This window comes from Vibrio nomapromontoriensis (genome assembly GCF_050337205.1).
Classification (GTDB): domain Bacteria; phylum Pseudomonadota; class Gammaproteobacteria; order Enterobacterales; family Vibrionaceae; genus Vibrio; species Vibrio nomapromontoriensis.
Genome location: NZ_JAKJSS010000006.1, coordinates 200,350 through 214,799, shown reverse-complemented (window position 1 = coordinate 214,799; position 14,450 = coordinate 200,350). Strand labels below are relative to the sequence as shown.

Below are 14,450 nucleotides of genomic sequence, written 5' to 3'. Positions count from 1 at the left end.
GTTGGTTAAAAGTAATAGTTCAACCCGATATTTACGCCGCCAAACTTATATGCGTCTTTATGGGCATAATTTACGTATTCCATATTAAAGGCAACGTTCTCAGAATGGCGAAACTCTACTCCGCCACCTAATGCTAGGGTCGTCTGTACCTTATGAGTATGGGGAAAGACATCGGTCCCATTAGACGGTCTCGAACTGTTATAAATTGGAGCATCGAACACACTGGTACCAGCTAAACCATAAAGCGCAACCCTTTCACTGACGGGCAGCGATATCTTAGCTAACAGCCCAAACTGATGCTTAGGAACATGGTATGTATTAAGCGAATTGTTGTTGGTATAACGCCCCTCGAAAGAAAGATAGGGATTAAACTCGTAGCCTAGCTTTATTCCCACAGCAGAATAGGAACCTGATGTGCCGTAGGTTTTATCCATGTTATCTACTTTGTATGCATGGTTCATTTCATATTTAGTAGAGCCTAAGTTTACCCCGATATAAGGTCCAGAAAAGGAATAGGAGCTGACCAAAAAAGACAGCATGAACACTACTTTAGTCCATTTAACATTCATCATTATTAAAGCCTCAAAAAATTCAAAAAGTTAAAAGTAGTAACTAAGACCAACATTGACCGCATTACCTTTATAGATTTTGTTTTGCGCCAAAGATACATATTCCAACGATCCTTTGATCTTATCAGTGAAGGTATATGACACACCGGCTCCACCTGAAAAATAACTCTTGGTTTTACTGCTAGCCGAGTCTTGATTGGTAATGTTGATACCAGCTAAAGCATAAATAGAAAAAGTGTCGTTTAGTGGATAGCTTGCTTTGGCGTAAACTTGGGACTGGTGTTGAGGTAATGACCCTGTACGGTTAAGGGCATAAAGATACCTTCCCTCTAAAGCAAAGTGTTCAGTAAACGAATACCCTGCCTGAAGTCCAAAATTGCTGACATTAAAGCCTGGTAATTTGACCGCGTCACTTGCAACTTGCACCGTACTAAACATGCTACCGAGGTAAAAACCATCATCGGCGATGGCCGGAAGTGATAGTGTTGTGGCCGTCAAGAGAACGCCCATAGCGCATTTAATTTTCACTGCTATTTTCCTATATTTTTATTGAGAATAGGAATATAGCGCCAAGAAGAATTGATTGAAAAACACTCTCTGTATAGAGGGTCCTACACAAAAAAGCCCGCTCGAATGAGCGGGCGATAAGACTGTCTAAAAGGCAGGCGCAAAGCCAACCTATTAGTTTTTATTTTGCCGCGTTAACTTGTGCGTGCAGTTCTTGAACTGACGTCACTGATGTTTTTGCATCAGCGGTGTGAGCCATACACGTTGCAAACGCTGCATTTAGCGTGGTGGTGTAGTTCACTTTCTCAGCCAAAGCACCACGACGAAGAACTTTAGAATCTTCAATCGCTTGACGACCAGCAGCCGTGTTCACAATGTAGGTGTACTCATTGTTCTTGATACGGTCAAGAATGTGAGGACGACCTTCATGCACTTTGTTCACTAGACGTGGGTTGATACCCGCTTCGCCCAGAATCACTGCCGTACCGTGAGTCGCATCCAACTGGTAACCTAGTTTCGTTAGCTTAGAAGCAAGGTCAACGACGCGCTCCTTATCACCTTCACGAACAGAAAGCAGTGCACGACCACCCTCAGGGTAAATGTGACCACAACCTAATTCAGCTTTTGAGTAAGCTTCAGCAAATGTTGCACCAACACCCATAACTTCACCAGTAGAGCGCATTTCTGGGCCTAATAGTGGGTCAACACCAGGGAACTTGTTGAATGGAAGCACCACTTCTTTCACTGAGTAGTATGGTGGAATGATCTCTTTAGTAAAGCCTTGAGACTCTAGAGATTGACCAGCCATAACACGTGCGGCAATCTTAGCGATTGGCGCGCCAGTCGCTTTAGATACGAATGGAACCGTACGTGCCGCACGAGGGTTAACCTCGATGAGGTACACTTCATTGTTCTTAACAGCGAATTGCGTGTTCATCAGACCACGAACACCCAGCTCAAATGCTAGCTTTTCAACTTGCTCACGCATGACGTCTTGGATTTCTTGGCTTAGCGTGTATGCAGGAAGAGAACATGCTGAGTCACCTGAGTGAACACCCGCTTGCTCGATGTGCTCCATGATACCGCCGATAACCACACGCTCACCATCACAAATCGCATCTACGTCAACTTCAACAGCATCGTCTAAGAAGCTATCTAGTAGTACTGGCGATTCGTTTGATACGCTAACAGCTTCGTTGAAGTAACGACGTAAGTCTTGCTCGTCGTATACGATTTCCATCGCACGACCACCAAGTACGTAAGAAGGACGTACAACCAATGGGAAGCCGATTTCGCGAGATTTCTCTACCGCTTGCTCCATGGTAGTCACTGTCGCGTTCTCTGGCTGAAGCAGACCTAGACGGTCTACAGCCACTTGGAAACGCTCACGGTCTTCTGCACGGTCGATTGCGTCAGGGCTAGTACCAATGATTGGTACGCCAGCCGCTTCAAGAGCACGAGCCAGTTTAAGTGGTGTTTGACCACCGTACTGAACGATAACGCCTTTTGGTTTCTCAACACGAGCGATTGCTAGTACATCTTCCAAAGTGACGGGTTCGAAGTAAAGGCGGTCTGACGTATCGTAATCCGTCGAAACTGTCTCAGGGTTACAGTTAACCATGATAGTTTCGTAGCCATCTTCACGTAGTGCTAGTGATGCGTGTACACAACAGTAGTCAAATTCAATACCTTGACCGATACGGTTTGGACCGCCACCCAAGATCATGATCTTGTCTTTATCTGTTGGGTTCGCTTCACACTCGTCATCATAAGATGAGTACATGTAAGCGGTATCTGAAGAGAACTCAGCCGCACACGTATCTACGCGCTTGTATACTGGGTGGATATCGTATTGGTCACGTAGACGACGGATTTCGCTTTCTGCTACACCTAAAATCTTAGATAGGCGAGCATCAGCAAAGCCTTTACGTTTAAGCTTGTTAAGTACGTCTTTATTAAGGCCAGCAAAACCAGCAGCTTTAACTTCTTGCTCTAGCTTAACAATGTCTTCGATTTGAACTAGGAACCAACGGTCAATTTGCGTTAGGTTGAATACGCCATCTACCGACATACCAGCACGGAATGCATCTGCAATGTACCAAATACGATCTGCGCCTGCTTCTTTAAGCTCATGACGAATCGTTGTTAGTGCGTCAGGCGCATCTAGGTCAACCATTTCATCAAAACCTGTCGCGCCTACCTCTAGGCCACGCAGTGCTTTTTGTAGCGATTCTTGTTGGTTACGGCCAATAGCCATAACTTCACCAACAGACTTCATTTGTGTCGTTAGACGATCGTTAGCACCGGCAAATTTCTCGAAGTTAAAACGAGGAATCTTAGTCACTACGTAGTCGATTGTTGGTTCAAATGATGCTGGCGTTGCGCCGCCAGTGATGTCATTCATGAGTTCGTCTAGCGTGAAGCCTACCGCCAGTTTCGCGGCAATCTTAGCGATTGGGAAACCCGTTGCTTTAGATGCCAGAGCAGAAGAGCGAGATACACGTGGGTTCATCTCGATGATAACCATACGGCCATCTTTCGGGTTGATACCAAACTGTACGTTTGAACCACCAGTTTCAACACCGATCTCACGCAGTACTGCAAGAGATGCGTTACGCATGAGTTGGTATTCTTTGTCTGTCAGCGTTTGAGCTGGAGCCACTGTGATTGAGTCACCAGTGTGAATACCCATTGGGTCGAAGTTTTCAATCGCACATACGATGATGCAGTTGTCGTTTTTGTCACGAACCACTTCCATCTCGTATTCTTTCCAACCGATAAGTGATTCATCGATAAGAAGCTCGTTAGTTGGAGATAGGTCCAAGCCACGACGACAGATTTCTTCAAATTCTTCTTTGTTATACGCGATACCGCCGCCCGTACCACCCATAGTGAATGATGGACGAATGATACAAGGGAAGCCAACCATGTCTAAAACTTTGTAAGCTTCTTCCATCGTTTTCGCTGTATCTGCTGTCGGACACTCAAGGCCAATCGACTTCATTGCTTTATCAAAGCGTGAACGGTCTTCTGCTTTATCAATCGCGTCAGCCGTTGCACCAATCATTTCTACGCCGAACTCAGCAAGAACGCCGTGCTTCTCTAGGTCTAAAGCACAGTTAAGTGCTGTTTGACCACCCATTGTAGGGAGAACCGCATCTGGCTTTTCTTTCGCAATGATGTTGCGAACTACTTCCCACTGGATAGGTTCGATGTAGGTTGCATCGGCCATATCTGGGTCAGTCATGATTGTTGCTGGATTCGAGTTAACAAGAATAACTCGGTAACCTTCTTCACGAAGCGCTTTACAAGCTTGCGCACCAGAGTAATCAAACTCACATGCTTGGCCGATAACGATCGGGCCAGCACCTAAAATTAGAATACTTTTAATGTCAGTACGTTTTGGCATTCTCTACTACTCCGGATTAAGCGTTGTGCTGTTTAATTAGTTCAATGAAGTGGTCGAATAACGGCGCTGCGTCTTCAGGACCTGGGCTTGCTTCAGGGTGTCCCTGGAAGCTAAATGCTGGCTTATCAGTGCGGTGGATACCTTGTAGAGAACCGTCAAACAGTGACTTATGCGTCGCTCGTAGATTCTCAGGAAGTGTCGCTTCATCAGCAGCAAAGCCATGGTTTTGTGACGTAATCATCACAACATCACGCTCTAAATCTTTTACTGGGTGGTTAGCACCATGGTGACCAAACTTCATCTTCACTGTCTTAGCACCAGATGCTAAAGCTAGGATTTGGTGACCTAAACAGATACCAAAGATTGGTAAGCCTTTCTCTAAGAACACTTTTGTCGCTTCGATAGCGTAAGTACATGGTTCCGGATCACCAGGGCCATTTGAAAGGAACACGCCGTCAGGGTTAAGTGCAAGCACCTCTTCTGCAGACGTTTGCGCAGGGACAACGGTTAAGCGGCAGCCGCGGTCAACCAGCATGCGCAGGATGTTTCTTTTTGCACCGAAGTCATAAGCAACAACGTGGAATGGCAATTCACTGTCTGCTTTCGCCTCAGGAAGTCCACCCGTGAGCGTCCACGAACCTTGTTTCCACTGATACGCTTCTTTTGTCGTAACTTCTTTCGCAAGATCCATACCTTTTAGGCCTGGGAATTCTTTTGCTTTAGCCAGCGCTAACGCTTCATCAATATTGTGACCCGCAACAACACAACCGTTTTGAGCACCTTTCTCACGTAAAATACGTGTCAGCTTACGTGTATCGATATCTGCGATACCCACAATATTTTGCGATTTTAGATAATCAGAAAGAGATTGTTCATTACGGAAGTTAGAAGCGATAAGAGGAAGATCGCGAATCACAAGGCCTTGAGCGTGGATTGAAGAAGATTCTTCATCTTCGGAATTGGTTCCGGTATTGCCAATGTGAGGGTAAGTAAGAGTAACGATTTGCTGAGAATAGGAAGGATCAGTGAGGATTTCTTGGTACCCCGTCATCGAGGTATTAAAAACAACTTCACCAACGGACAACCCGTCTGCTCCAATGGAAATACCGTGGAACACAGTCCCATCTTCTAGGACTAACAGTGCTGGTTTACTCAAGATAACCTCCAGAATAAAGATGCAGAAAATATAAATAAAATATCAATGCTGACACCCAACACACGGCGTAAAAGCAGCATGAGGTAGTACAGACAAATTGGCGGTATTCTAATTAGCACTGTGACGAGTGTCAACAACAAGATAAAAAATAAGCTAACTTTTATTGCCTCTGAGCACGTTTTCACTCTAAAGCCTCAAAAAAACACATTTTAAGATCGAAATTCAATCAGTTAGCGAATTGCATTTATTTTACAGAGCACATTCTCTTATCTGAGTTATCATAATTTCACATATGGGAAAGCAAACGTTAACCAAGTAGGGTTAACTTACAAAAACAACCCAAAAGCCAGAAAATACAAATCAAGCCGCCATTAATAGCACTAAAAACACCAAATAATGAGCAACTTTTACTCATCACACATTTTTCTAATTCAAAATAACCCTACATAACGCCAGCCCAGCATCTGAGCATAAGTATGTAGTATGGTGCTCTCTTATATCGCCTATTTTAACGAAAAAAAAGCACTTCATTCTGAAGTGCTTTTCCATTTAAATTTGGTCTAATCCCAATACTTCGGTCATAGTGTAAAGTCCCGCAGGTTTATCATCTAACCAAACTGCTGCTCTCACAGCACCGTTAGCAAAGGTCATCCTGTCTGTCGCCTTATGCGTGATCTCAACTCGCTCACCGATATCAGCAAACATTGCGGTATGCTCGCCAATGATGTCACCCGCTCGAATCGTGGCAAAGCCAATTTCATCTCGACTACGCTCACCAGTAATCCCTTCACGAGCATAAACAGCAACGTCATTTAACTCGTTGCCCATCGCGCCAGCAATCGCTTCACCCATGCCAATAGCCGTTCCAGAAGGGGCGTCGACTTTATGGCGGTGGTGAGCTTCTACAATCTCGATATCACAATAGTCGCCCATCACCTTCGCTGCCTTTTCAAGCAATTTGAAAACGAGGTTTACACCCACACTATAATTTGGTGCCATCACTAAAGGGACCACTTTCGCAGCCTCATCAATTTGCAGTTTCTCTTCATCAGAGAACCCTGTGGTACCGATAATCATTTTTTTGCCATGCTGCTGGCACAACGCTAGATTTGTCAGGGTACTTTTCGGTGCCGTAAAGTCGATAATGACATCAAACTGATCGATAGACTTGACTAAGTCATCGACGAGCGCGACATCAAAGCGCCCTTCACCACACAGCTCACCAACATCAACACCAACCAGTGATGATTCAGGTCGCTCTGAACCAGCACCCACTGTCGCCTCTTCATTATGAAACGTTGCTTTTACTAAGTTGCGACCCATACGGCCCGCTGCTCCTGCAATCGCAATTCTAACCATTGCGTCATTCTCCGTTGATTATTTGCTACCAATGTAACGCAAAGTATTTCTACTCGCTATAGGCTAATCCTGCTTAGCGGTATTTTTCGATGACTTTATTCAATATTGGTACGTTAGCTTCAGGGAAAGCGTGATCGGCAAGGGCTGCGATGCTAACCCAAGCTCCTTGCTGTCCTTCCTTCCCATAAGGCTGGCGATTAAATGCGGTCACTTCAAAAAAATCGAACGCTAGAGATTTATCGGTATAGTCATGAAGCAGGTGCTCAAATAACGCAAGCTCTGTCACTTCAATATCAATCTCTTCATAAAGCTCACGCTTTAGCGCATCTTCTGCCTTCTCATCAATTTCAACTTTACCGCCGGGAAATTCCCACAGCCCACCTTGATGTGCTTTGTCGGGACGCTTAGTAATGTAGATTTGTGATTTGTCAGCGTTAAATATAATAGCAGCGACAATATGTACCCGTTTCATTGTAAATTTTCCTTAAAAAAAGAGCCGCGAAAGCGGCTCTTTTTAATTACATCATTATTTAATTAATCTGACCATGACACTGCTTGTACTTCTTACCCGATCCACAAGGACAAGGTTCATTACGGCCAACTTTACGCTCTTCACGAACAACTGGCTGGTGAGCATCGTTTTGTTCTTCGTCACTGTGGTCAGCGAGTTGGTTTTCAGCACTTGCATGTTGAGGCTTAGCACGGCGCGCCGCTTCTTCTGCTTGAGCTTGACGCTGAGCTTCCATGCGCTCAACTTCTTCTTGCTGCTGAACTCGAACTTTAGACAAGATGGTAATTACATCCAACTTAAGTGACTCAAGTAACTGTTCAAACAGTTCAAATGATTCACGCTTATACTCTTGTTTCGGGTTCTTCTGTGCGTAACCACGTAGGTGAATACCTTGACGTAGATGATCCATTGCAGCCAAGTGCTCTTTCCACAATGTATCGAGCGTTTGCAACATGACTGACTTTTCGAAATTGCGCAGTACAGAAGCTCCAACCGTTTCTTCTTTTTGGTTATAAACCGTAACGGCGGTCTCTAGAATCTTCTCTCGAAGTGCTTCTTCATACAGCTTGTCATCTTCTTCTAGCCATGTAGTAAGAGGAAGATCTAAGTCGAAGTCGTTTTTCAAGCGCTCTTGAAGACCTTTCACATCCCACATATCTTCCAGAGATTGCGGTGCAATATACTCGTCAATGACCGAGGTAAATACGTCTGCACGGTTATGCTCTAGCATTTCGCGAATATCTTCCGCCGTCATAAGCTCATCACGAAGCTCATAAACAACTTTACGCTGATCGTTGGCAACATCATCGAATTCAAGTAATTGCTTACGAATATCGAAGTTACGCCCTTCAACTTTACGTTGCGCTTTTTCAATCGAGCGAGACAGCATCTTACTTTCAATAGCCTCACCTTCATCCATACCACTTTGAATCAAGCCCGCCATGCGGTCTGAAGTAAAGATACGAAGGAGCTGATCTTCCATCGATAGATAGAAACGCGAAGAACCCGCATCCCCCTGACGACCAGAACGACCACGTAGTTGGTTATCGATACGACGTGATTCATGACGTTCAGTACCAATAATGTGCAAACCACCTGACTCTAGCACTTTATCGTGTACTACTCGCCACTCTGCTTTAATCGCATCAATTTGTTCTTGCGTTGCATTACCTAACGCTTCAACTTGTGCCTGCCAGCTGCCGCCTAGCACGATATCCGTACCACGACCCGCCATGTTGGTTGCGATAGTTACCGCACCTGGCGTACCCGCTTCAGCAACAATCTCAGCTTCTTTTTCATGGAATTTTGCGTTTAGTACATTGTGTTTTACTTTTGCTTCTTTCAAAGCATTAGAAAGCAATTCCGACTTTTCAATCGATACAGTACCCACAAGAATCGGTTGACCATTTGCAGCACGTACTTTGATATCTTCAATGATAGCGTTGAATTTTTCTGCTTCAGTACGATAAACCACATCTGGCATGTCATCACGAACCATTGGTTTATTGGTTGGGATAACGACAGTTTCCAATCCATAGATAGACTGGAATTCAAACGCTTCAGTATCAGCGGTACCGGTCATGCCTGACAGTTTTTCATACAGACGGAAGAAGTTTTGGAAAGTAATCGAAGCCAGCGTTTGGTTTTCATTTTGAATCTTAACGCCTTCTTTCGCTTCCACAGCTTGGTGTAGACCTTCAGACCAACGACGACCCGGCATAGTACGGCCAGTGTGCTCATCAACAATGACGACCTCACCTTCTTCGGTAACGATGTAATCAACGTTAACTTCAAACAACACATGAGCACGCAACGCGGCATTCACGTGATGCAGTAAGCTAATGTTAGTTGGAGAATACAGGGTATCCCCTTCTTCCATCATGCCATTTTTAATCAGCAGTTCTTCAACGAACTCCTGACCAGTCTCAGTTAAATGTACCTGTTTTGATTTCTCGTCAACGGTATAGTGACCGTCGCCGCGGTACTCTTCTGAGTCTTCCTGCTCTTGCACCTGAAGGTGTGGGATTAACGTGTTGATGCGAGTATAAAGCTCTGAGCTATCTTCTGCTGGACCTGAAATGATAAGCGGCGTACGCGCTTCATCAATCAAGATCGAATCCACTTCATCGACAACAGCAAAGAAACGAGCGCGCTGTACACGATCTTCTTCGCGGAACGCCATATTGTCACGCAGGTAATCGAAACCAAATTCGTTATTTGTTCCGTACAAAATGTCCGCTTGATAGGCTTCTTTTTTCTCTTGCGGATGCATATTAGGCACATTGACACCAACAGTCATGCCAAGGAATTCAAACAAAGCTCGGTTTGTTTCAGCATCACGTTTTGCTAGGTAATCGTTGACGGTAACGATATGAACACCTTTGCCTGGTAGAGCGTTTAGGTAAGCTGGAAGTGTTGCGGTCAGCGTTTTACCTTCACCTGTTCTCATTTCAGCGATTTGACCAGAGTTCAGTACCATGCCACCAATGAGCTGCACATCAAAGTGACGCATGCCGAATACACGTTTCGATGCTTCACGTACTGTTGCGAATGCTTCTGGCAAGATACGATCTAGGTCTTCACCTTTATCCAGTCTCTCACGGAACTCTATCGTTTTCGCTTTTAAATCTTCATCCGATAGTGACTCAAATTGAGGTTCAAAGTCGTTAATCTGTTTAACAATTTTTTTTAGTCGACGCAACGTTCTATCATTGCGACTACCAATGACCTTCGTCAGTAGCTTAGTAATCATTGTGAATTTTTTCTCTCTACCATTAGATCATACTGACCTATTAAAATTGCCTTCCGTCTCGACTAGGGTCTATTGACCTAACAGAGATAAAATCTATATAAGCTGATATTGAGTTCAAACTTAAAAATTTCAAGGCGGACTTACCAATTAATGGCCATAGTGTAAGGAATTTTTGTCCTAACAACCAAGTAACTAGGCAAACTAACCTCAATTTGTTTGATGTATTTGGAAGTTTTTGCAATTTGAGTGTTTAAAAAACAAAATTGTCGCCGAAATAGCGTGATGAGGATACCGCTAGTCTCGGTTAAAAATGCAATCTAAACATGCAGCAATACTGCCCCTAGCCCAGCGGAGTCACGCACAAAACCCATAGCACGACGATTTCAACTAGCGTTTTACAGCAAAAATAACTTACAAGGGGCAAGGACTTGCCGTTGTTATTGAAGAGCTATTAAAGTGTTATTAAAGGACAGGCAGGAAACTTGGTCATGTCATTTGTAGCGAGAAATACAAAAGTGGGAAAGTGGGAAAGCCTAAACAAAAAAATCAGGCACTAGGCCTGATTCTTCATTCAAATTCTTTTTATGCTAGAACCATCGCAGGGTCAGCAAAGGCAACAGGAGAGCCAACTTCTTCTTCGAATGTTGCCCATTCCCAGGCTTCTTGATCCGCTAGCACTGCTCTCAATAATTGGTTATTAAGACCGTGGCCTGACTTATAAGCAGAGAACTCACCAACAATAGCATGCCCTGCCATGTACAAGTCACCAATTGCATCCAGTACTTTATGAGTCACAAATTCATTCTCAAAACGAAGACCTTCTTCATTCAAGATGCGGTACTCATCAAGTACGATGGCGCAGTTAAAGCTACCGCCTAGACATAGATTTTGAGATTGAAGGTACTCAATATCACGCATAAAGCCAAAAGTACGAGCGCGTGAAATTTCTTTCACAAAACCTTGAGATGAGAAATCAAACTTCAGTCGCTGCTCATCTGAATCAATAGCAGGGTGATTAAACTCAATTTCAAAGTCCATACGGAAGCCGTTGTATGGGCGAAGTTCTGCCCATTTGTCTTCATCCTCAAAGCGCACTGGCTTTTTAATGCGGATGAAACGCTTCGGTGCACTCTGCACTTCGATACCAGCTTGTTGAAGCAGGTAAACAAACGGACTTGCACTGCCATCCATAATTGGAATCTCAGGCGCATCAACTTCAACAATAATGTTATCGATACCCATACCCGCTAACGCAGCACTAAGGTGCTCAACGGTAGAGATACGAATACCTTCATCATTAACCAGTGCGGTACAAAGCATGGTATCACGCACTGACAACGGGTCTGCAGGGAAATCCACGGGAGGATTTACGTCGGTACGACGGTAAATAACACCGGTGTTGGCCGCAGCTGGTCGTAGAGTTAGTGTTACTTTACGGCCAGAGTGGAGTCCCACCCCCACTGTAGTCACTATTTCTTTCAGCGTACGTTGTTTGATCATCTGCAAACCTCTTAATCTACGTTACATATCACTGTTGATAATGTAAGCAACCGAGAATCCTACCAGAATTTTGAGCTATGTCAAATTCAAGCGGATTTGTTAGTCCGCTTGACGACGCAAAAATGCTGGAATATCTAAGTAGCCATTTTCCTTTTCAGGTTTTGGTACAGCGTTGTTTGCTGAACTCGCCGGCGCGCTTGCCGATGGTGCAGGTTGCTGTTTAACCTCTGGCTTCTGAGTATTTACATGCACATTTGGTGCCACTTTCTCTTCTACTTTCGCAGCTTGAGTTTGTGGTGCCGACTGTGGCTGAGCAGTTGCAACGGGGGCTTTACCACCAGCAACTAAAGTAATATCAGGTTTACGTTCATTGCCAATACCTGTAGCAACAACCGTTACTCGAATTTCATCGCTCATATCTGGGTCAAGAGACGTACCAATAACAACCGTTGCATTATCAGAAGCAAATGCCTTAACCGTGTTACCAACCGTTTCAAACTCGTCCAAGCGCATGTCTAGACCAGCAGTAATGTTCACAAGAACACCACGAGCACCAGCAAGATCGATGTCTTCAAGAAGTGGGCTAGAAATGGCCATTTCAGCCGCCTCTTCCGCTCGGTCTTCACCTTTAGCGACACCACTACCCATCATTGCATGTCCCATTTCAGACATCACGGTACGGACATCGGCGAAATCGACGTTAATCATACCAGGGCGAGTAATCAACTCAGCAATACCTTGAACCGCATTTTTAAGTACGTCGTTCGCACTTGCAAAGGCTTCAAGTAAAGTCACACCGCGACCTAGCACTTTGAGAAGCTTTTCGTTCGGGATTGTAATCAAAGAATCAACATGCTTAGAAAGCTCTTCAATTCCTTGCTCAGCAAACGCCAACCGTTTTTTACCTTCAAAGCTAAATGGTTTCGTTACTACGGCAACGGTTAAGATGCCCAGTTCTTTCGCCACTTCAGCAATCACAGGCGCCGCACCAGTACCCGTGCCACCGCCCATACCTGCTGCGATAAACACCATATCGGCGCCAGTAATGCTTTCTTTAATTCTTTCTTTATCTTCTAGAGCTGCATCACGTCCAACTTGTGGGTTTGCACCCGCACCCAAGCCTTTTGTGATATCACCACCAATTTGAATGACGTGGTTAATACTCGTTTTGCGAAGCGCTTGTGCGTCTGTATTTACACTGATGAAATCAACCCCTTCGATTGATTCGCGCACCATGTGTTCAACAGCGTTACCACCGCCACCGCCAACTCCAACTACCTTGATTACCGCTTCGTCAGACATTTCCATCATCGGTTCAAACATTTGTTATCTCCGTTTCCCTGCAACTCAGGTTAAAACTCTTTTTGTATCCAATTACGCAATTTTCCGAATAGTGTCGACACCGATTGACGTTTTGGTTCGTTATAATCATTGTCGTCATTAATCTGACTATCTCTTGCGTAATGAAGTAATCCTACAGCCGTCGAATGATACGGCTCTTTAACGTAGTCCGTAAGGCCACTAACCTCGAGAGGTTTGCCAACACGGACCTGGTTGCGAAAAACACGTTCTGCGCATTCAACAACCCCTTCAATTTGCGCGGCGCCACCTGTTAAGACGACTCCGGCAGCGAGATGATGTTTAACACCACTCTCTCTTAATTTAACCTGTACATTATCAATGGTCTGATTTACCAACCCCATTAACTCTGTATAGCGTGGTTCAATCACTTCCGCCAGCGTTTGACGCTGTAAACTACGAGAAGGACGTCCACCAACACTTGGGACATTAACTGTATCGTCTTTACTGACCAACTCACTTAATGCACAGCCGTGTTTCACTTTAATCTCTTCAGCATCACTTAATGGTGTGCCGAACGCAAACGCGATATCACTAGTCACAGCGTTACCTGCGTATGAAAACACTTCTGTGTGTCGTAACGCTCCGCCAGTCCAGATAGACACATCCATCGTGCCAGCACCGATATCAACCACACAAACGCCAAGCTCACGCTCATCTTCAGTGATGACAGCATTACTTGATGCCAAACCAGAAAAGACAAGCTGCTCGACTTTTAAGTCACAACGCTCTACTGCCTTAATGATATTCCGTGCCATATCGTTATGGCAAGAAATCAAATGGACACTGACCTCCATTCGAACACCGGATAAACCGAGAGGGTTTTTTATGCCTTCTTGATAGTCTATGGTAAATTCTTGCGGAATTACATGCAGAATACGTTGTTCATCACCAATTTTTATAGATTTAGCGGTATGAATCGCTCGGTCCATATCATCTTGTGACACTTCTTCTTCAGAAATGGTTCCCATACCTTTTTCGATACGGCTGGCAATATGACGACCTGACAGAGAGATAAAGACATTGGTGATCTTACATTCAGCCATTAATTCGGCTTGATCAATCGCACGCTGGACTGACTTAACGACGGACTCAAGATCGTTGACGCCACCCTTATCCATCCCTCTAGATGGACTGGATCCAGCACCAATAATATTCACCTGACCGTCTGGTAAAATCTCTCCTACCAAGGCCGACACGGTAGCAGTGCCTATATCAAGACCGACAATTAAATTGTCATCCATGGTCTTAGTCATCTGTACTCTCTTATTGTAAAGTTTCAATTACCATTTAAGTTTCGCCACCAGATCAATAATTTCACGGATGAA

Annotated in this window: 10 protein-coding genes; all 10 read right to left on the bottom strand. The window is 44.6% G+C overall.

The features are described from left to right. Nucleotides 1-5: 5 nt before the first annotated feature. A complete protein-coding gene (locus L4D05_RS01115; RefSeq protein ID WP_428792793.1) occupies nt 6-539 on the bottom strand; it encodes a porin family protein in 534 nt (177 codons plus the stop codon). A gap of 60 nt (nt 540-599) precedes the next feature. Further along, the gene (locus L4D05_RS01110) at nt 600-1,097 is read right to left on the bottom strand and encodes a porin family protein (RefSeq protein ID WP_428750403.1); all 498 of its coding nucleotides are present in this window, start codon (nt 1,095-1,097) and stop codon (nt 600-602) included. Between the two features lie 160 nt (nt 1,098-1,257). Beyond that, entirely contained in the window at nt 1,258-4,485 is a 3,228-nt protein-coding gene (gene carB / locus L4D05_RS01105) for a carbamoyl-phosphate synthase large subunit (protein ID WP_428792792.1), read from the bottom strand. Nucleotides 4,486-4,501: 16 nt separating this feature from the next. Then, on the bottom strand, nt 4,502-5,641 hold the full coding sequence (gene carA / locus L4D05_RS01100; RefSeq protein ID WP_428792791.1) for a glutamine-hydrolyzing carbamoyl-phosphate synthase small subunit: 1,140 nt from the start codon (nt 5,639-5,641) through the stop codon (nt 4,502-4,504). Nucleotides 5,642-6,190: 549 nt separating this feature from the next. Continuing rightward, a complete protein-coding gene (dapB, locus tag L4D05_RS01095) occupies nt 6,191-7,000 on the bottom strand; it encodes a 4-hydroxy-tetrahydrodipicolinate reductase (protein WP_428792790.1) in 810 nt (269 codons plus the stop codon). A gap of 73 nt (nt 7,001-7,073) precedes the next feature. After that, on the bottom strand, nt 7,074-7,472 hold the full coding sequence (gene mutT / locus L4D05_RS01090; protein ID WP_428792789.1) for an 8-oxo-dGTP diphosphatase MutT: 399 nt from the start codon (nt 7,470-7,472) through the stop codon (nt 7,074-7,076). 58 nt (nt 7,473-7,530) lie between these two features. Next, nucleotides 7,531-10,263 carry a preprotein translocase subunit SecA gene (gene secA / locus L4D05_RS01085; RefSeq protein ID WP_428792788.1) on the bottom strand — a complete coding sequence of 911 codons (2,733 nt, stop codon included), beginning with the start codon at nt 10,261-10,263 and terminating at the stop codon, nt 7,531-7,533. Between the two features lie 582 nt (nt 10,264-10,845). After that, nucleotides 10,846-11,763, bottom strand: a complete 918-nt coding sequence (lpxC, locus tag L4D05_RS01080) for a UDP-3-O-acyl-N-acetylglucosamine deacetylase (protein ID WP_250615744.1) — start codon at nt 11,761-11,763, stop codon at nt 10,846-10,848. A 99-nt stretch (nt 11,764-11,862) separates the two neighbouring features. Beyond that, a complete protein-coding gene (gene ftsZ, locus L4D05_RS01075; protein WP_265673676.1) occupies nt 11,863-13,086 on the bottom strand; it encodes a cell division protein FtsZ in 1,224 nt (407 codons plus the stop codon). Between the two features lie 29 nt (nt 13,087-13,115). Further along, complete coding sequence (ftsA, locus tag L4D05_RS01070; protein ID WP_265673675.1) at nt 13,116-14,378, bottom strand: cell division protein FtsA; 1,263 nt, start codon at nt 14,376-14,378, stop codon at nt 13,116-13,118. Nucleotides 14,379-14,450 lie beyond the last annotated feature (72 nt).